At 72.6% G+C, this 18,580-nt stretch carries 16 protein-coding genes; 5 read left to right on the top strand and 11 right to left on the bottom strand.

Annotation, left to right across the window (positions count from 1 at the left end; translation table 11 throughout):
* Window positions 1-3 precede the first annotated feature (3 nt).
* Genes ADK55_RS10325 through ADK55_RS10340 form a run of 4 tightly spaced genes read right to left on the bottom strand, consistent with a single transcriptional unit; the run spans window position 4 to window position 4,340 of the window.
* The gene (locus tag ADK55_RS10325; protein ID WP_078998740.1) at window positions 4-783 is read right to left on the bottom strand and encodes a CDP-alcohol phosphatidyltransferase family protein; all 780 of its coding nucleotides are present in this window, start codon (window positions 781-783) and stop codon (window positions 4-6) included.
* Entirely contained in the window at window positions 761-1,822 is a 1,062-nt protein-coding gene (locus ADK55_RS10330; RefSeq protein WP_053677248.1) for an iron-containing alcohol dehydrogenase family protein, read from the bottom strand. Before ADK55_RS10330 ends, ADK55_RS10325 begins: the two co-directional genes overlap by 23 nt.
* A complete protein-coding gene (locus ADK55_RS10335; RefSeq protein ID WP_053677250.1) occupies window positions 1,810-2,562 on the bottom strand; it encodes a sugar phosphate nucleotidyltransferase in 753 nt (250 codons plus the stop codon). The genes ADK55_RS10330 and ADK55_RS10335 overlap by 13 nt, the downstream gene beginning before the upstream one ends.
* The gene (locus tag ADK55_RS10340) at window positions 2,559-4,340 is read right to left on the bottom strand and encodes a DUF5941 domain-containing protein (RefSeq protein ID WP_053677252.1); all 1,782 of its coding nucleotides are present in this window, start codon (window positions 4,338-4,340) and stop codon (window positions 2,559-2,561) included. Before ADK55_RS10340 ends, ADK55_RS10335 begins: the two co-directional genes overlap by 4 nt.
* A gap of 424 nt (window positions 4,341-4,764) precedes the next feature.
* On the opposite strand from ADK55_RS10340, the gene ADK55_RS10345 reads away from it, so the two are divergent.
* Both ADK55_RS10345 and idi read left to right on the top strand, forming a co-directional pair.
* A complete protein-coding gene (locus ADK55_RS10345; RefSeq protein WP_078998747.1) occupies window positions 4,765-6,018 on the top strand; it encodes a bifunctional class I SAM-dependent methyltransferase/N-acetyltransferase in 1,254 nt (417 codons plus the stop codon).
* A 159-nt stretch (window positions 6,019-6,177) separates the two neighbouring features.
* On the top strand, window positions 6,178-6,777 hold the full coding sequence (gene idi, locus ADK55_RS10350) for an isopentenyl-diphosphate Delta-isomerase (RefSeq protein WP_053677254.1): 600 nt from the start codon (window positions 6,178-6,180) through the stop codon (window positions 6,775-6,777).
* Window positions 6,778-6,822: 45 nt separating this feature from the next.
* Here idi and ADK55_RS10355 read toward each other — a convergent pair whose 3' ends face one another.
* Window positions 6,823-7,335, bottom strand: coding sequence for an ATP-binding protein (locus tag ADK55_RS10355; protein WP_371591610.1), 513 nt, complete (start codon window positions 7,333-7,335; stop codon window positions 6,823-6,825).
* A gap of 312 nt (window positions 7,336-7,647) precedes the next feature.
* Here ADK55_RS10355 and ADK55_RS10360 point away from each other — a divergent pair, with 312 nt between their 5' ends.
* Window positions 7,648-8,397: an enoyl-CoA hydratase/isomerase family protein gene (locus tag ADK55_RS10360; RefSeq protein ID WP_053677258.1), complete on the top strand. Its 750-nt coding sequence runs from the start codon at window positions 7,648-7,650 to the stop codon at window positions 8,395-8,397.
* Here the strand turns inward: ADK55_RS10360 and ADK55_RS10365 are convergent.
* Both ADK55_RS10365 and ADK55_RS10370 read right to left on the bottom strand, forming a co-directional pair.
* Window positions 8,372-9,010, bottom strand: a complete 639-nt coding sequence (locus tag ADK55_RS10365; RefSeq protein ID WP_053677259.1) for a DJ-1/PfpI family protein — start codon at window positions 9,008-9,010, stop codon at window positions 8,372-8,374. The genes ADK55_RS10360 and ADK55_RS10365 overlap by 26 nt on opposite strands.
* A 77-nt stretch (window positions 9,011-9,087) precedes the next feature.
* Window positions 9,088-10,053: a GlxA family transcriptional regulator gene (locus ADK55_RS10370; RefSeq protein WP_053677261.1), complete on the bottom strand. Its 966-nt coding sequence runs from the start codon at window positions 10,051-10,053 to the stop codon at window positions 9,088-9,090.
* A gap of 167 nt (window positions 10,054-10,220) precedes the next feature.
* Between ADK55_RS10370 and ADK55_RS10375 the strand changes: the two genes are divergently transcribed.
* Together ADK55_RS10375 and ADK55_RS10380 are read left to right on the top strand one after the other, a co-directional pair.
* The gene (locus ADK55_RS10375; protein ID WP_053677317.1) at window positions 10,221-11,483 is read left to right on the top strand and encodes an ArsB/NhaD family transporter; all 1,263 of its coding nucleotides are present in this window, start codon (window positions 10,221-10,223) and stop codon (window positions 11,481-11,483) included.
* A 57-nt stretch (window positions 11,484-11,540) separates the two neighbouring features.
* Complete coding sequence (locus ADK55_RS10380; protein ID WP_053677263.1) at window positions 11,541-13,178, top strand: ABC-F family ATP-binding cassette domain-containing protein; 1,638 nt, start codon at window positions 11,541-11,543, stop codon at window positions 13,176-13,178.
* A 66-nt stretch (window positions 13,179-13,244) separates the two neighbouring features.
* On the opposite strand, the gene ADK55_RS10385 is transcribed toward ADK55_RS10380, so the two are convergent.
* From ADK55_RS10385 to ADK55_RS10400, 4 genes are all read right to left on the bottom strand, one after another.
* Window positions 13,245-14,027, bottom strand: a complete 783-nt coding sequence (locus tag ADK55_RS10385; RefSeq protein WP_053677264.1) for an SDR family NAD(P)-dependent oxidoreductase — start codon at window positions 14,025-14,027, stop codon at window positions 13,245-13,247.
* 57 nt (window positions 14,028-14,084) lie between these two features.
* Window positions 14,085-15,269, bottom strand: coding sequence for an MAB_1171c family putative transporter (locus ADK55_RS10390; RefSeq protein ID WP_053677266.1), 1,185 nt, complete (start codon window positions 15,267-15,269; stop codon window positions 14,085-14,087).
* The gene (locus ADK55_RS10395; RefSeq protein ID WP_063839496.1) at window positions 15,259-15,762 is read right to left on the bottom strand and encodes an ImmA/IrrE family metallo-endopeptidase; all 504 of its coding nucleotides are present in this window, start codon (window positions 15,760-15,762) and stop codon (window positions 15,259-15,261) included. The genes ADK55_RS10390 and ADK55_RS10395 overlap by 11 nt, the downstream gene beginning before the upstream one ends.
* A 245-nt stretch (window positions 15,763-16,007) precedes the next feature.
* Window positions 16,008-18,512 carry a Tex family protein gene (locus tag ADK55_RS10400; protein WP_053677271.1) on the bottom strand — a complete coding sequence of 835 codons (2,505 nt, stop codon included), beginning with the start codon at window positions 18,510-18,512 and terminating at the stop codon, window positions 16,008-16,010.
* Window positions 18,513-18,580: the final 68 nt, after the last annotated feature.

The raw sequence follows: 18,580 nt of genomic DNA on the forward strand, positions 1-18,580 counted from the left end.
TCGTCACTTGAGCCTGCTGGAGGCCAGGACCGACACCAGGTGCAGCAGGGTCTGCAGCAGGGCGATGCCGGCCAGCACGGCGACGCCGAGCCGGGTGTAGAACAGGTCGCCGCGGACCTGGTCGACGACGGCCAGCAGCAGGATGAGCAGCGAGGCCTCGATGCCCAGGATCAGCCGGTGGAACTTGAGCGCGGCGGCGGCCCGGCGCGCGAGCGCCATGCCGGACGAGCGCGGTTCCGACGCCTCCTCCTTGACGGGCGCCTTGCCGACCTGGTGCCGGGCGACGCCGACCAGATCGGTCTCGGCCTTGATCAGGATCGCGCCGAGCGCCGCCAGGGTGCCCAGGAACGCCCACAGCCAGTCGATCCGCCCGCTGCCCCACAGGTCCGAGGCGCGCAGGCCGAAGCCGACCAGCACCGCGGCGTCGCACAGGTAGGCGCCGACGCGGTCCAGGTACACCCCGGAGAGCGAGAACTGCTTCTTCCAGCGGGCGACCTCGCCGTCGACGCAGTCGAGCAGCAGGTAGAGCTGGACCATGATCACGCCGAGGACGGCGCCCCAGATGCCCGGGATCAGCAGGGCCGGGGCCGCGAGGACTCCGGCCACGGTCATCACGTAGGTCAGCTGGTTGGGCGTGACCTTGGTGGAGACCAGGACGCGGGTGATGCGCAGGGAGATCTCGCGCATGTAGAGGCGTCCGCCCCAGTGCTCGCCGCTGCGTCGATCCTTGACGCCCGGCGGGTGAACGACGGGCCGGAGTTCAGCTACGGATGGTTTGGACATAGTCGGCGTAAGCATCCCTGATCTCGGCTGCGGACAGGTTGAGGTGCTCCAGGATGGTGAAGCGTCCCGGTCGGGTCTGGGGGGCGTACTCGACGGCCGCGACGAACTCGTCCACGCTGAACCCGATCTCCTCGGGCAGCACGGGCAGCTCGTGGCGGCGCAGCACCTCGACGAAGAGCGCGGAGTGCTCCTTGGCTCCCCGCAGGTGCATGGCGAAGGCCGCCCCGATGCCGACCTGCTCGCCGTGGAGCGCGGAGCGTCCCGGGTAGAGCAGGTCGAAGGCGTGGCTGATCTCGTGGCAGGCGCCGGACGACGGGCGGGTGTCCCCGCTGATCGACATGGCGATGCCGGAGAGCACGAGGGCCTCCGAGAGCACGGTCAGGAACTCGTCGTCGCCCACCGTGCCGGGGTGGCGCAGCACGGACTCGCCGGCGGTGCGGGCCATGGCGGCGGCCAGGCCGTCGACGGGCTCGCCGTTGAGGCGGTGCGAGAGCTCCCAGTCGGCGACGGCCGAGATGTTGGAGATCGCGTCGCCGATGCCCGCGCGGACGAAGCGGGCCGGGGCGTCCTTGATCACGTCGAGGTCGATGACCATCGCGATCGGCATGGGGACGCCGTAGGAACCGCGGCCGTTGTCGTTGTCCAGGATGGACACCGGCGAGCAGATGCCGTCGTGGGAGAGGTTGGTGGCGACGGCCACCATGGGCAGCCCGACCCGCGCCGCGGCGTACTTCGCCACGTCGATGATCTTGCCGCCGCCCAGTCCGACGACCGCGTCGTAGCGGCGGCCCTTTATGTCGTCGGCCAGCTTGACCGCCGAGTCGATGGTGCCGTCGACGACCGGGTACCAGTCGGCGTGCGGCAGGACGGGCTCCAGCTTGGCGCGCAGCACCTGGCCGGATCCCCCGCTGATCGCGATCGCGAGCTTGCCGGACGCGGAGACGCGCTGGTCGGCCAGGAGGCCGGCCAGGTCGTCCATCGCGCCGCAGCTGATGTCGACGACGACGGGCGAGGGGATCAGCCGCGTCAGTACTGGCATGCGATGGTCCGGCCCTTGGCGAGGTCGTCGTGGTTGTCGATCTCGACCCACTTGACGTCGCCGATGGGGGCCACGTCGATGGTGAAGCCGTCGTTGACGAGCTGCTGGTAGCCGTCCTCGTAGTAGAGGTCGGGGTCGCGCTCGAAGGTGGTCTGGAGCGCCCGCGCCAGTTCCTCGGCGGCTTCCGGCTCGATCAGGGTGACGCCGATGTACTCGCCGGTCGCCTCCGACGGCTCCATCAGCTTGGTGATCCTGCGCACGCCCTGGCCGTCGGCGGTGATGACCTTCATCTCCTCGTCGGCCAGCTGCTTGACCGTGTCGAGGGCGAGGATGATCTTCTGGCCCTGGCCTCGGGCGGCCAGCAGGGTCTTCTCGACGGAGACCGGGTGGACGGTGTCGCCGTTGGCGAGGATCACGCCGCGCTTGAGGACGTCACGCGCGCACCACAGGGAGTAGGCGTTGTTCCACTCCTCGGCCTTGTCGTTGTCGATCAGCGTGATCTTGACGCCGTACTTGGCCTCCAGGGCCTCGCGGCGCTCGTACACGGCTTCCTTGCGGTAGCCGACGACGATCGCGACCTCGGTCAGTCCGACCTCGGCGAAGTTGCCGAGGGTGAGGTCGAGGACGGTCAGGCTCTCCTCGTCCCCCTCGGGACCGACGGGCACGAGGGCCTTGGGCAGGGTGTCGGTGTAGGGACGCAGACGGCGTCCGGCACCGGCAGCGAGTACAAGGCCGATCATGCTGGTTCTCCTTCGTCATGTACGGCGGGTGCTCCGGAGGAGACCCAGAACCGGATGCTCTCCGAGAGCACCACGAGTGCCACGAACACGGCCGTGACCGTGAGCGCGACGGGGAAGTCCGCGGGGCGCTCGGCCAGGACGGCGGCCAGTGCCGCGGTGAGCAGCACCCGGCCCTCGTGCCCGCCGATCGTCCGCACCAGCCAGTGCGGGGGCGCCCCGGTGCCACCGCGGATGCGGTAGACCGTGTCGTAGTGATGGTAGGCGACCGCCGCGACCAGTCCGAATGCCGCCGGGAGGGCTCCCGGGACGTCCGCCTTGGCCGCGAGGATCAAGACGGTGGTGTACTCGGCGGCCCGGAAGACGGGCGGGACGAGCCAGTCGAGGGCGCCCTTGAGGGGGCGGGCGACGGCGGCGCCGGCGAGGACCGCGTAGAAGACGGCGGCGATGACGACCTGGCGGGCACCGAACTCGTACGCCCAGGCCGTCCACAGCAGCGCGACCGAGCCGACGAGGGCGGCGGCGATGCCGGCGCCGGGCGCCATCCGGCCGACGATCCGGCCGGTGAGGGTCGCGATCGGGCCCGAGTCGGCGAGGTCGGCCAGCGCCTGGGCGGCGCGGTCGGTGCGCTTCGCCTTGCGGGTCAGCGAGCGCAGCACGCGGCCCGCGGTGGTGTACAGCGCGCCGAAGGCGCAGCCGATGAGCAGGGCGTAGAAGACGATCCGGGGGGTGGTGACGGCGGTCAGCACGGCGATCATCGCCCACCGTTCGCCGATCGGCAGGATGATCATCCGGCGGACCCAGACCGTCCAGCCGACGCTGTCGAGCCGGTCGGAGAGGGCGGCGGTGGGGCTCGTGTTCGCCGTGGCGTCGTGGTTCGCCTCGTTGAAGGAGAAGTCGACGATGTGCCGACAGGTCATGAGGATCATCGCGCCGAGGGCCAGGGCCCAGACGTCGTCGCCGTTCCTGGCCGCGCCGAGCGCGAGGCCCGCGTAGAAGGAGTACTCCTTCGCGCGGTCGAAGGTCGCGTCGAGCCAGGCGCCCAGCGTCGAGTACTGCAGGGAGTAGCGGGCGAGCTGCCCGTCGGCGCAGTCCAGTACGAAGGAGAGGAGGAGGAGAACACCGGCCGCGACGTAGCCCCAGCGGTCACCGGTGGCCGCGCAGCCGGCCGCGACGAGCGCGGTGAGCAGCGAGGCGGTGGTGACCTGGTTGGGGGTCAGGCCGCGGCGCGCGCACCAGCGGGCGACGTAGCGCGAGTACGGGCTGATGAAGAAGGTGGTGAAGAACCCGTCGCGGGACTTCACGGCGGTCCGCAGCCGCACGGCCTCGTCGTCCACGGCGGCGACGGCGGCGACGGCGCTCGCGCGCTCCGGGCCGGCGGCGGGGACGGCGGCGACCAGGGTGCCGAGCTCGGGCCGCTGCACGGGGATCCCGGCGGCCTCGACGGCGGCGGCGAGCCGGTCGGGGTAGGGGCCGGCGCCGTTCTCGGGGAGGGCCGCGGCCAGGTCCAGGGCGGCGCGGGCAGCGGCCTGGACGGCGAAGGCGCCGGTCACGGCGCAGGCGTCGAAGCGCGGGTCGGTGAGCGCGAGCCGCAGGGCGTGCACGTGGCCGACGAACGCGCTGTCGACGACGGCCACCCGCTGTTCGGTCGGCACGTCGGCCAGCGCGGTGGCGGTGTCCTCGGGCCTGGTGACGGAGCGGACGTCGAAGCCCAACGTGCGCAGCTCGTCGGCGAGCGGCGATCCGGGGACCGGCAGGCCGGTGAGGATGACGGTCGGCAGTCGAACCCACTCCTTGCAGCGAACACGGGACGGCCGCCGCGTGGGGCGGCGGCACGTCGGCAGAGGCTATCGGATGAATGGAAGCGGGGGTTCACCACCCGTTTGCGCTCCGACAAGCCGAATGTTCCCGGGCTGGGAGGCCCCGTGGCGATCATCATCGACGAGAACGCTCGGGGATCACAAACCGCGTGACTGTTAGGCTTCTCGCAGACGTGTACGACCTTCGCGCACACGTCCCGCACCGGAACCGGACGAGAAAGAGGTGGGTTGATGACCGTCGCAGAGGTCGCCGCCGAGGGCAGCGACGCGCTCCGACACATCCCCGTCTTCCTCCGGGCGTCCGGCCAGGCCTGATCACCCCGATCGGCCCCGTCAGCCGGAGCCCCCGTTCCGAGGGTTCACGTTGACCGACCACACCGGTTCCATTCCTTCCGGCTCCTCCTCTTCCACACCCGACTTCGGCGATGCCGACTTCGGCGACCCCGCTTTCCGTGAGGCCTTCCTCACGCTCCACCGCGGCCTGCCCCGGCAGTCCCCCGGTTCCGACGCGACCACCCGGCACCTGCTGTCCCTGTGCGGGCCGCTGCCCGAGCGCCCCCGGGTCCTGGACCTGGGCTGCGGTCCGGGCCGCAGCGCGCTGCTGCTCGCCGCCGAGGCGGGCGCCGAGGTGACCGCGGTCGATCTGTACGAGGGCTTCCTCGACGAGCTCCGCGAGGCGGCCGAGGCCCGCGGGCTCGGCGACCGTGTCCATGCCGTCAACGCGGACATGGGCGCGCTGACCTGCGAGGACGGCTCCTTCGACCTCGTCTGGGCCGAGGGTTCGGCCTACATCGTCGGCTTCGACCGCGCGCTCGCGTCGTGGAAGCGCCTGCTCGCACCCGGCGGCGCCCTCGTGGTGACGGAGTGCGAGTGGACCGTCGAGGAGCCGTCCGCGGGGGCACGCGCCTTCTGGGACCCCCAGTACCCGCTGCGCTCCACCGCCCGCAACCTCGCGGCCGTCCAGGTCGCCGGGTACCGGGTGTCGGGCGTCCACCACCAGCCCGACTCCGACTGGGCCGAGTACTACGGTCCGCTCGGCGAGCGGGTGCGCGAGGAGCTCGACGTACGGGAACGGCACGGGCACGAGTACGGGTACACGGGCTACGTCCTGCGCCCGGTGACCGCCGGGGACGGCGGTGCCTGGCCGGCCCGCCCGGAGACCGCCGCCGATGTCCCGGGGGTGCGCGAAGTCAACCTGGCGGCGTTCGAGACCCCCCTGGAGGCGGATCTGGTCGACGCCCTCCGCGCGGACGTCTCCTGGCTGCCGGGGCTGTCGTACGTGGCCGAGCGCCCGGACGGATCGCCGGCGGCGCACGCCCTGCTGACCCGCTGCAAGGTGTCCGGCGCACCGGCGCTCGCGCTCGCACCCGTGGCGGCCGACCCCGCGGTCCACCGCTCGGGCGCGGGCAGCGCGGTCGTACGGGCGCTCCTCGCGGACGCCCGCGGGCGCGGGGAGTCGTTGGTGCTCGTCCTCGGGCATCCGGCGTATTACGCGCGCTTCGGTTTCGTGCCGGCGTCCCGGTTCGGGATCCGGGCGCCCTTCGAGGTGCCCGACGAGGCGATGATGGCGCTCGTGCTGGACGACACCGTGCCGATCCCCGCGGGCACGATCGCCTATCCGGCGCCGTTCGGCGTCTGACGCGGCGGCCCGGCCCGGTCCGGCCGGGGCCCGAGCGATCCGCCCCCCGTCGCCCGCCTAGCATGCGACGGGGGGCGGACGTGCGCTGATGTTCGAAGTGGGGACAAGCCGCTTTTGTACGGCAGACTTGAAGGCCGAAGTCCGAAGCGAAGGATGGGTATGCCGACCACACCAGCCACCGCCGCGAACAGCGCGTCCACCGGCACCGGGATCCAAGAAGCGATCATGCTCGAACTGGTCGACGAGTCCGGCAACACCATCGGCACGGCGGAGAAGCTCTCCGCCCACCAGGCCCCCGGTCTGTTGCACCGCGCGTTCTCGGTGTTCCTCTTCGACGAGCAGGGGCGGCTGCTGCTGCAGCGGCGGGCCCTGGGGAAGTACCACTCCCCCGGCGTCTGGTCGAACACCTGCTGCGGTCATCCCTACCCCGGGGAGTCGCCGTTCGCGGCCGCCGCCCGGCGCACCCACGAGGAGTTGGGGCTGTCGCCCTCGCTGCTCGCCGAGGCGGGAACGGTGCGCTACAACCACCCCGACCCCGCGTCGGGTCTGGTGGAGCAGGAGTACAACCACCTGTTCGTGGGACTCGCCCAGGCTGAGCTGCGGCCCGATCCGGAAGAGGTCGGGGAGACGGCGTTCGTCACCGCCGACGAGTTGGTGAAGCGGCATGCCGAGGCGCCGTTCTCGGCGTGGTTCATGACCGTGCTCGACGCTGCCCGGCCCGCGATCCGCGAGCTGACCGGGGACGCCGCGGGCTGGTAGTCCCCTCGCCGGCGCACGGGCGCGGGCGCCTGCCGCGCGAGTGGGTCACACGTGCGGGGCGGGGGTCGACGGCCCGGTGGGGACGGTCAGCGGCAGCGCCGCCCAGATCACCTTGCCGCCCGTCGAGGTGTGCTCGACGTCGCAGACCCCGCCGGCCTCCAGCGTGATCTCCCGGACGAGCAGCAGGCCCCGTCCGCCGGTCTGGCCGAAATCGGCCTCAAGGGCTTTGGGGCGGTACGGGTGGTTGTCCTCGACGGCCACCCGTACCCATGCGCGGCCCACCGCGACCTCGACCGCGACCTCGGGCGAGAGCAGGGCCGCGTGCCGGACGGAGTTCGTCACCAGTTCGGAGACGATCAGCAGCAGGGAGTACACCAGGTCCTGATGGGCCGGCACCCCCTGCCGGCCGAGCAGGTCACGGACCGCCCGGCGAGCCTGAGGAACGGATTCTTCTACCGCGGGAGCGGTGAATCGCCACACGCCCTCGTACGCGAGGGGGTCGGCCGGAGCCTCCGGCTCACCCCCCTCTGCCGGCGGGGTGTTCCCGCTGTCGTCCATCTTCCGACCCCCGTCTTCGCGCTCGATCGTCTCCACGCGTCAAGAGTGGGCACCGGCCTGGTCCGGACCGCATCACTGACCATAAGTCAGCGCCAATCGGACGCTTTCTGACCGATGGCGTATGACGGAGTCAGTTGTGCGACCGTTCCTGATCTCCCGATGCGCTCTTCTCGGACGTCTCGCGCGTCCCGCCCGCCTCGTCCCGCCCGCCGCGCCCGGCCCCGCCGCCGTCCCGTCCTCCCCGACCAGGCCGGGTGGCCCGGACCGACTCCCCCGATCATGGGATCGACGGTCCGGGATAGCATCCGGCGCATGGACGCAGCCCTCCTTCACAGCGTGGCCGGCGGGGTCGCCACCGTCGTCGTCTCCCATCCCGCGAAGCGCAACGCCATGACGGCCGACATGTGGCGGGCCCTGCCGGGCCTGCTGTCCGGCCTGGCGACCGACCCGGCCGTACGGGTCCTCGTGCTGACCGGCGCCGGGGCCACCTTCTGCGCGGGCGCCGACATCTCCTCGCTGACGGGATCCGACGATCCGCAGGCGCTGGCCGTCGCGGCCGAGGAGGCGCTGGCCGCCTTCCCCAAACCCACGCTCGCCGCCATCCGGGGCTTCTGCGTGGGCGGCGGCAGTCAACTGGCGGCCGCGTGCGACCTGCGGTTCGCCGAGGAGGGCTCCTCGTACGGGGTGACCCCGGCGAAGCTCGGCATCGTCTACCCGGCTTCCTCGACACGGAGGTTGGCCGCTCTCGTGGGACCGGCGACGGCCAAGTACCTGCTCTTCTCAGCCGAGTTGATCGACGCCGATCGGGCGCTGCGCACCGGCTTCCTCGACGAGCTGTTGCCGGCCGGTGAACTGGACAAGCGCGTCGCCGAGTTCACCCGGATCCTGACGTCACGCTCCCCGCTCACCCAGGCCGCCGCGAAGGAGTTCGCGAACGGCCGCGAGGACCGGGACGCCCACTGGTCGGCGCAGGCGGCCGGCAGCGGGGACACCGCGGAGGGCGTGGCCGCGTTCCTGGAACGCCGGACCCCCGTCTTCACCTGGACGCCTCCGACGCGTTGAGCCCGCGCAGCATCGCGACGATCTCGGCCGGGGCCTTCTCGGGGGAACCGGCGTCGTAGGGCGGCTGCGGATCATACTCGGTCATCAGCTGGACGATCTGCGCGAACTCGTCGCCCGCGATCCGGCCGAGCAGCGTGAGCCCCATGTCGATGCCGGAGGACACCCCGGCGGCCGTCACGTACTTGCCGTCGAAGACCACCCGTTCCCCGGTGGGTTCGGCGCCGAACGCCGGCAGTCGGTCCAGGTACAGCCAGTGGCCGGCGGCCCGCCGCCCGTCGAGCAGGCCGGCGGCGGCCAGCAGGAGCGAGCCCGTGCACACGGAGGTGGTCCACGTGGTGCCGGCGTCGACCGCGCGCAGCCAGTCGAGCACGGCGGGGTTGCCCATCTGCTTCTCGGGGTGCGGGCCGCCGGGCACGACGATGACGTCCGGGCGGGTCACCTCGCCCAGCGACTTGTCGGCGACGAGCGCGAGGCTCCCGTTGTCGGTGCGCACGGGCCCCGGACGCTCGGAGACGAAGACGGTCTCGGCGCCCTGGAGGCGACCGAGGGTGTCGAAGGGTCCGATGGCGTCGAGGGCGGTGAACCCGTCGTAGAGCAGTACGGCGATCTGCATGGTTCCTCCTGAGCGGTGATCGTCCGGGTGCGGGATCCCGCACCCGGCAAACTCGTGGTCGACCCGGCGGCGCGCGGTCACGCCGGGGCTCCGCCGAAGCGGCGTCGGTACTCGGCCGGGGACTGGCCCAGGGTCTTCACGAAGGCTCTGCGCAGCGCCTCGGGCGTGCCGTATCCGCAGGCCCGCGAGATCTGCGCCACGCCCTCCACGCCCTCCTCCAGCAAACGCCGCGCGTGCTCCACCCGCACCCGCTCGACGTACCGTCCGGGCGTCACCCCGGTCTCGGCCCGGAAGGCCCGCGCGAAGTGCCGCGGCGAGAGGGCCGCGCGGGCCGCGAGCGCCTCCACTCCGAGGTCCTCGTCCGGATGCTCGGTGATCCACTGCTGTACGTCCCGCAACGGCTCCCGTCGTGCGGTCTGCGCCGCGAGTTGGGCGCTGAACTGGGCCTGGTTGCCGGGGCGGCGCAGGAACACCACCAGGTGCCGGGCGATCACGAGCGCCGTGTCCCGCCCGTGGTCCTCCTCGACCAGCGCGAGCGCGAGGTCGATCCCGGCGGTGACCCCGGCCGAGGTGGTGACCCGTCCGTCCCGCACGTAGATCGGGTCCGGCTCCACCGTGACGGCCGGATGGTCCCTGGCCAGCTGCTCGCACACCATCCAGTGCGTGGTCGCGCGGCGCCCGTCCAGCAGGCCCGCCTCGGCCAGCAGCAGTCCCCCCGTGCACACCGACACCAGGCGCCCCGCGTGACCCCCGTGCACGCGCAGCCACTCGGTGATCCGGGGTTCGAAGTCCCCCGTGTACCGCCCTCCGGGCACCAGCAGCGTGGTGTCCTCGTCGGGCCGGGCACTCTCCAGGTCCCCGTCCGGCACGAGCGTCAGGCCGCTGCTCGTGCGGACCGCCGACCCGCCCGGGGAGACGGTACGGATGGCGTACCCGCGGCGGCCCGGGAAGCGGGCGACGGCGGCGAACACCTCCACCGGACCGGTCACGTCCAGGCTCTGCACGCCGTCGTAGAGGACGACCAACACGTTTCGCGACGACATGCCTCCATGGTGTGACGCGGCGAGTGATGGCCGCAATGACGGGCATCCCACCTATCCGGACACCGCCGGCGATGATGCGATCCTGTCCGGGTTGTCATGGCCGGCCGCGCCCGCCGGCCCGAACCATCCGAACCGCCCGAACCATCCGAACCGCCCGGAGCAGTCTCCTGAACACCGTCCTCGCCGAATCCCTCTCGATCGCGCTGCTGCTCGCCGTGCTGGCCTTCGCCGTGGTCCGCCCCCGCGGACTGCCCGAGGCCACGGCCGCCGTGCCGGCGGCCGGCCTGCTCATCGCCCTCGGGGTGGTGCCGCCGGCCGACGCGTGGACCCAGGTCCGGGAACTGCTGCCCGTGGTCGGCTTCCTCGCGGTGATCCTGGCCCTCGCACAGTTGTGCGCCGACGAGGGGCTCTTCCGGGCCGCCGGCGCGGCCGTGGCCCGCCGGTCCGCCGGGCGCGGACCGGTGACCCTGCTCGGCGGGGTCTTCGTCATCGCCTCCGTGGTCACGGCCTCACTGAGCCTGGACGCGACGGTGGTGCTGCTGACCCCGGTGGTGCTGGCGACGGCGGCCCGGCTCGGCGCACGGCCCCGGCCCCACGTCTTCGCGACCGCGCACCTCGCGAACACGGCATCCCTGCTGCTGCCCGTGTCGAACCTGACCAATCTGCTCGCCTTCGCGGCGAGCGGCCTCAGCTTCACCCGGTTCGCAGCGCTGATGACCCTGCCGTGGCTGGTGGCCATCGGCGTGGAGTACGCGGTGTTCCGGCGCTACTTCCGCGCCGACCTGAGCGCCCCGCCGGAGCACGTGCCGGAGGCGGCCGAGGAGGCACCGATGCCCCGCTTCGCGCTGGTGGTGCTCGCGCTGACCCTGGCCGGCTTCGCCGTGGCCTCCTTCGCGGGGGCGAGCCCGGTCTGGGCGGCGCTGGCCGGCACGCTGGTCCTGGCCGTACGGGCGCTGTGGCGTCGGGAGACGACCCCCCGGCGGGTCGTGGTCTCCGCCGCGCCCGCGTTCTGCCTGTTCGTCCTCGCGCTGGGGGTGGTGGTCGTGGGGGTGGTGGACCACGGCCTCGGCGACGGCCTGGCCGCGGTGCTGCCCGCCGGCGACTCCCTGCCGGCGCTGCTCGCGGTCGCGGCCGTGGCCGCGGTGCTGGCGAACCTGATCAACAATCTGCCCGCCGTGCTGGCCCTGCTCCCGCTGGCCGCCCCGGGCGGGGCGGGCCCGGTGCTGGCGGTCCTGATCGGCGTCAACATCGGGCCGAACCTGACCTACGCGGGCTCGCTGGCCACCCTGCTGTGGCGGCGCCTGCTGCACGTGCACGGGGACCGGGTGGCCCTGGGCGACTTCACCCGCCTGGGCCTGCTGACCACCCCGACGGCGATCGTGGCGGCGGTCACCGCGCTGTGGGCGGGCCTGCGGGTGCTGGGTACCTGACCCGGCGGGCCACCGAGCGGCCGGCCGGGGTACGGGCGCCGATAGGATCGGCAGATCATGACTGCAACCCTCGTCGCCAAGAAGCTCACCGCCGCGCACGGTGAGCGCACGCTGTTCGCCGATCTCGACCTCGTCGTCGCCCCCGGGGACGTCATCGGCCTCGTCGGCGTCAACGGCGCCGGAAAGTCCACCCTGCTGCGCCTGCTCGCCGGTCTGGACACACCCGAGACGGGCGAGCTGCGGCTGTCGCCGCCCGCCGCCGCCGTGGGGCACCTCCCGCAGGAGCCCGAGCGTCGCGACGGCGAGTCGATCCGGGAGTTCCTCGCCCGCCGCACCGGTGTCGCCGACGCGCAGGCCGAGCTGGACGCGGCCACGCAGGGGCTCGTGGACGGCACGCCCGGCGCGGACGACGCGTACGCGGAGGCCCTCGACCGGTGGCTGAACCTCGGCGGCGCCGACCTCGACGAGCGGGCCCAGGAGGTCGCCGACGACCTCGGGCTCTCCGTCGGCCTGGACCTTCCGATGACGGCGTTGTCCGGCGGGCAGGCGGCCCGCGCCGGTCTGGCGTCCCTGCTCCTGTCCCGCTACGACGTGTTCCTGCTGGACGAGCCCACCAACGACCTGGACCTCGACGGCCTGGAGCGGCTGGAGCGGTTCGTGAAGGGCCTGCGCGCGGGCACGGTCGTCATCAGCCACGACCGCGAGTTCCTCACCCGCACCGTCACCAAGGTGCTGGAGCTCGACCTGGCACAGCAGCAGGTCAACCTGTACGGCGGCGGCTACGACGCCTACCTGGAGGAGCGCGAGCGGGCCCGCGGCCACGCCCGCGAGGAGTTCGACGAGTACGCCGACAAGCGCTCCGCGCTGGAGGGCCGGGCCGCGATGCAGCGCGGCTGGATGGACAAGGGCGTCAAGAACGCCCGCCGCAAGGCCACGGACAACGACAAGATCGGCAAGAAGTTCCGCAGCGAGGCCAGCGAGAAGCAGGCCTCCAAGGCCCGCCAGACGCAGCGCGCGATCGAGCGGCTTGAGGTGGTGGACGAGCCCCGCAAGGAGTGGGAACTGCGGATGGAGATCGCCGCGGCGCCGCGCTCCGGCTCGGTGGTCGCCACCCTGCGCGAGGCGAGCGTCCGGCGGGGGGACTTCACCTTCGGTCCGGCGCACCTGCAGATCGACTGGGCGGACCGGGTCGCGATCACGGGGGCCAACGGCGCCGGGAAGTCCACCCTGCTCGCCCTGCTGCTGGGCCGGCTCACTCCCGACTCGGGCTCGGCCACGCTCGGTTCGGGTGTCCTGGTCGGCGAGGTCGATCAGGCCCGCGGACTGTTCCTGGGCGACGAGCCGCTGTTGGAGGCCTTCTGCGCGGCGGTCCCGGAGACCGAGCCCGCCGAAGTCCGCACCCTGCTCGCCAAGTTCGGGCTGAAGGCGGTGCACGTGCTGCGTCCGGCCGCCACCCTCTCCCCCGGTGAGCGGACCCGGGCGGCCCTGGCGCTGCTCCAGGGTCGCGGGGTGAACCTGCTGGTGCTCGACGAGCCCACCAACCACCTCGACCTCGCGGCCATCGAGCAGTTGGAGGCCGCGTTGGAGTCGTACGAGGGGACCCTGCTGCTGGTCACCCACGACCGGCGGATGCTGGAGGCGGTCCAGGTGACCCGCCGCCTGGAGGTCGCGGACGGCAGGGTCACCGAGCTGTAGTCCGCCGGGCCGTCCCGCCGGTGGGGCCGGGCGCCCGGTCGCGGCCCGGCCCCCCGGCCGCGGGTCTCACCGCGCGGCGCCCTGCCCGGGGGCGCGCCGTTCGCGGGCCATCTTCCGCGCGACGAACCCGCGCGGGAGGTGGCGTACGGCGAGCGCGTACGCCTGGTAGCGCCGGCCCGTGATGCTGACCGGACGGCGGCGGGCCAGGTCCCGCAGGGCCTTGGCGACCACCGCGTCCGGCTCCAGCCACACGGCCTCGCGCAGGGCGCTGACGTCCATCCCGGCGCGCTGTTGGAACTCGGTGCGGGTGAAGCCCGGGACCACCGCCAGCACCCGGACGCCGTACGGCTCCATGTCGACGCGCAGGGACTCGCTGAACGCGGTGACCCAGGCCTTGGCCGCCCCGTACGTCCCGGTCGGCAGCAGTCCCGCGACGGAGGAGACGTTGAGCACCGCGCCCCGGCGGCGTTCGCGCAGTCCGGGCAGGAGGGCGTGGGTGAGGCGCAGCGGGACCTTGACGAGGAGGTCCAGCATGCGCTCCTCGTCCGCGATCGGGCTGTACGGGAAGGGTGCGGGCAGCCCGAAGCCGGCGTTGTTGACCAGGATGTCCACGGGGTGGTCCCGGTCCGCGAGGCGGTCCTCGACCGTCGCGCGTTCCTCGGCGTCGAGCAGGTCGGCGGGCAGTACCTCGCAGGTCACGCCGAACTCCCGGCCGAGTTCCGCGGCGACGGCGTCGAGCCTGTCCTTGTCGCGGGCGACGAGCACCAGGTCGCAGCCCTTGGCGGCGAATCCGCGCGCGAAGGCCGCGCCGAGGCCGGCGTTGGCCCCGGTGATCAGAACGGTGGTCAAGAGAGCGTCACTTCCGTGTCGTCGAACGGTCGGTGGGGCGGGTCGGGTCGGCTCGGGTCAGGGGGTGAAGCCGGTGGTGGAGGGTGAGGCGTAGGCCTCCGCGACGTCGACGAGGAAGCGGGCCTCCTCCTCCAGGTCGCCCGCCTCGGCGGAGGTCTGGATCGCGGGCGGCAGTTCCAGGACCGCCGTGTCCCCCGGCTGCCGGCCGGGCAGTCCCGCGAGTTTGGTCTGTCGGGCTTCCTTGAGTACGCACGCCAACGCGGCCGCGGTGCGCCGCTGTTCGGGGATTCCGCTCTCGGCGACGTGGCTGCGGGCGAGTTCCGGTATGCCCGGGGCCACGTACTCCCCGAGGATCAGGATGGCGTCGCGCGTCTCGATGACCTTCCGGTACACGAGCAGGTGGCGCGGCATGGGCGGCCACAGCAGTTCCATGACCCGCCCGGCCCGCGAGGCCGAGAGCACCACGTGCGGCACGGCCTGGACCAGGTCCCGCCACAGGGGCCACAGTCGCCAGGCGGTGGCGATGTCGGCGGTGGTGCGGCGCAGCGCGAAGAGGGTCGGCACCAGGATCGCGGCGGCGCGCAGCAGTCCGTGCAGGTTCATCATGAGCGGCAGGGCGGGCATGGCCCAGGTGTTGGCGAACAGGGCCTTGAGGAGGTACGCGAACCAGAACAGGCCGGCCAGCGCGGTACCCAGGCCGAACAGCCGCAGGCCCAGGGCGAGTCCACGGCTCTCGGTCCGACGGCTGTAGCGCCGGCAGACGTACACGCAGACGGTGTTGGCCACGAGGTGGGCGGAGATCAGCACCAGCCAGTAGGCGAGGGACGGTACGGGATCCCCGACCGGCGGCATGGCGTGGGTGCCGTGTTCGGGCGCGGCGACGTCGAGTGCGACCAGGGTGGCGAGCCAGGCCGACGTGCCGATCCAGGCGGCGAGTTGGAGCCTGCGGCCGCGGGTGGCGGCTGCCACGAAGTAAAGGACCGCTCCCGCGGAGAGGACACCGATGAGGTTGCGCACCAGGCCGATGGTGTGGGCGTATGCGGTGTCGCGGCTCGTCGCGTAGGCGACGACCGCGGGGAGGTTCAGGGTCATCGCCGCGGCGGCGGTGGCGACGGCGAGCCACAGGCCGCGCTGTTGCGGGGAGCGCAGGGCGCCGGGGGCTCGCAGCAGGACGGCGAGCCACAGGATCACCACGCTGGGGACGGCGAGCCAGTCGCCGATGGCGGTCAGTTCAGCCGCCATCGCGCACACCCTGTTCGTAGCCCATGGCGGACTCCAGCCGGGCGAGGGGGCCGCGGTGGGCCGTGCCGGGCCGCGGGCCGGGGCCGACGGCGCGCATGCGGATCATGCTGGCGAGCATCTCGGCCTCCCGCTCCTGGCGCGTGGTGTAGTTGGTGCGGCCCAGGACCACGGGGGCGTGCCCGTCGGTCTCCTCGCCTTCCAGCGAGTGGTGACCGAAGAGGATGTGCCCCAGTTCGTGGAGCACGATGTGCTCGCGGTGCAGGGGGGTGGTCTGGGCCTCGTAGAAGACGTAGTCGACGCGGGCGGTGCCCACCCACAGTCCGCAGACCCCGGACTCGGCCGCTTCCTTGGGCAGCGGGTGCAGTCGGATCGGGCGGCCGCGCTGCTCCTCCATCCGGGCGCACAGGCTGTCGAGTGAAAAAGGATGCGTCAGATCCAGATGGCCGAGAATGTTCTCGCACCGTTTGCGCAGGCTGAGATTCCGATAGGGCATGTCTTCCCTCTTCGGACCCTTTCTCGGGCAGCGTTCATAGGTGTGCGTGGGCATGGGCATTACATCCTGTGCCATGGGACGGCCCCGAGGAGTTCGGCCCCTGAGGGGAAAAGCGGAAGCCCGTCCGCGCGTCACGAACGGGCGTTCCACCATCCCTACAGATCAGTTGAGGTGCTTGGCAAGGTATGTCCCCGTGTGGAGAACCTATTCGGCCATCCTCCGCGTGATCTCACGCGCTGCCCCGGTCAGCGGCCTCGGCGCTCCTCCTTGCCGGTGAGGCCGGCCCGACGCAGGGCGTCGGCCATCGCGCTGTTGGCGGGCGCCGGGGCTCCGGATCCCTGGCCGCCGCCCTGGCGCTGACCGCCCTGACCGCCCCGGCCCTGACCGCCGCCTTGGCGCTGACCGGCCTGGTTCGCCTGACCGCCCTGGCCCGCCTGACCGCTCTGACCACCCTGGCCCCGTCGGCTCTGGCCGCCTTGGCCGCCCTGCGGGGCCGCGCCCCGCTGCTGCGGGGGCCGGCCGCCGCCCCGGCGCTCCTCCCGGTCCCGGGGCGCCCCGGCGGGACGGTCCGCCCCGGCCTCGTCCTCCAGGCGCAGCGTCAGCGAGATCCGCTTGCGCGGGATGTCCACGTCCATGACCTTCACGCGGACGATGTCGCCCGGCTTGACCACGTCCCGCGGGTCCTTGACGAAGGTCTTCGACAGCGCGGAGACGTGCGCCAACCCGTCCTGGTGGACACCGATGTCGATGAACGCCCCGAAGGCGGCCACATTGGTGACGACGCCCTCCAGGATCATCCCGGGGGCCAGGTCGCCGATCTTCTCGACGCCCTCCTTGAAGGTCGCCGTCTTGAAGGCGGGCCGGGGGTCGCGACCGGGCTTCTCCAGCTCGCGCAGGATGTCCGTGACGGTCGGCAGCCCGAAGGTCTCGGTGACGAACTGCTCGGGCCGCAGAGACTTCAGGACCGTGCCGTTGCCGATGAGGGACGCCACCTCGCCGCCCGCCGTCTTACCCATCGCACGGACCACCGGGTACGCCTCGGGGTGCACGCTGGAGGAGTCCAGCGGGTCGTCCCCGCCGCGGATCCGAAGGAAGCCCGCGCACTGCTCGTAGGCCTTCGGGCCCAGCCGGGCCACGTCCTTGAGGCCCTTGCGGTTGCGGAAGGGGCCGTTGGCGTCGCGGTGGGCCACGATGTTCTCGGCGAGGCCGCCGCTGATGCCCGAAACCCGTGAGAGCAGCGGCGCGGAGGCGGTGTTGACGTCGACGCCGACGCCGTTCACGCAGTCCTCGACCACGGCGTCGAGGGAACGGGAGAGCTTCACCTCGGACAGGTCGTGCTGGTACTGGCCGACGCCGATCGACTTCGGGTCGATCTTGACGAGTTCGGCCAGCGGGTCCTGGAGGCGGCGGGCGATGGAGACCGCACCGCGCAACGACACGTCCATGTCCGGGAGTTCCTGCGAGGCGAACGCGGACGCGGAGTACACGGACGCGCCGGCCTCCGACACCATCACCTTGGTCAGCCCCAGCTCGGGGTGGCGGGTGATGAGGTCGCCGGCCAGCTTGTCGGTCTCGCGGGAGGCCGTGCCGTTGCCGATGGCGATCAGGTCGACCGCGTGCTCCTTGGCCAGCCGGGCCAGCTTCGCCAGGGACTCGTCCCACCTGTTGGCGGGGACGTGCGGGTGGATCACGTCCGTGGCCACGACCTTGCCGGTCGCGTCCACGACGGCCACCTTGACGCCGGTACGGAAGCCGGGGTCCAGGCCGAGCGTCGCGCGGGTGCCGGCGGGCGCGGCGAGCAGCAGGTCGCGCAGGTTGGCCGCGAAGACCCGTACGGCCTCGTCCTCGGCGGCGGCCCGCAGCCGCGTCCGCAGGTCGATGCCCAGGTGGACCTGGATCTTCGTGCGCCAGGCCCAGCGGACGGTGTCGGCGAGCCACTTGTCGCCCGGGCGGCCCCGGTCGCCCACGCCGAAGCGGCGCGCGACCATGCCCTCGTACGTGGAGGGGCCGGGCGTGTCGCTCGGCTCCTCCGGCTCCAGGTCGAGGCTGAGGACGTCCTCCTTCTCGCCGCGGAGCATGGCCAGGACCCGGTGCGAGGGCAGAGCGGTGAGGGGTTCCGCGAAGTCGAAGTAATCGGCGAACTTGGCGCCCGCCTCCTCCTTGCCCTCGCGGACCTTCGAGGCGAGCCGGCCGCGTCCCCACATGCGTTCGCGCAGCTCGCCGATGAGGTCGGCGTCCTCGGCGAACGTCTCGGTGAGGATGGCGCGGGCGCCCTCCAGGGCGGCGGCCGGGTCGGCGACGCCCTTGTCGGCGTCCACGAACGCGGCGGCGGCGACGGCCGGTTCGACGGAGGGGTCGGCCAGCAGCCCCTCGGCGAGCGGCGCCAGGCCGGCCTCGCGGGCGATCTGCGCCTTGGTGCGCCGCTTGGGCTTGAAGGGCAGGTAGATGTCCTCCAGCCGGGCCTTGGTGTCGGCCGCGTTGATCCGGGCCTCCAGCTCGGCGTCGAGCTTGCCCTGTTCCCGCACGGAATCGAGGATGGCCGCGCGGCGGTCCTCCAGCTCGCGCAGGTACCGCAGTCGCTCCTCCAGGGTGCGCAACTGGGCGTCGTCGAGCATCTCGGTCGCCTCCTTGCGGTAGCGAGCGATGAACGGCACGGTCGAACCGCCGTCGAGCAGCTCGACGGCGGCCTTGACCTGCCGCTCCCGTACGCCGAGCTCCTCGGCGATCCTGCCTTCGATGGACATCGTCACGGTGCGGTCCTGCCTGCCTTCGTACGTCTGCATGGGATGCGTGGAAGGCTGCCAATTGTGGCAGGTGC

Origin of the sequence: Streptomyces sp. WM4235 (assembly GCF_001279725.1) — a bacterium.
Lineage (GTDB): Bacteria > Actinomycetota > Actinomycetes > Streptomycetales > Streptomycetaceae > Streptomyces.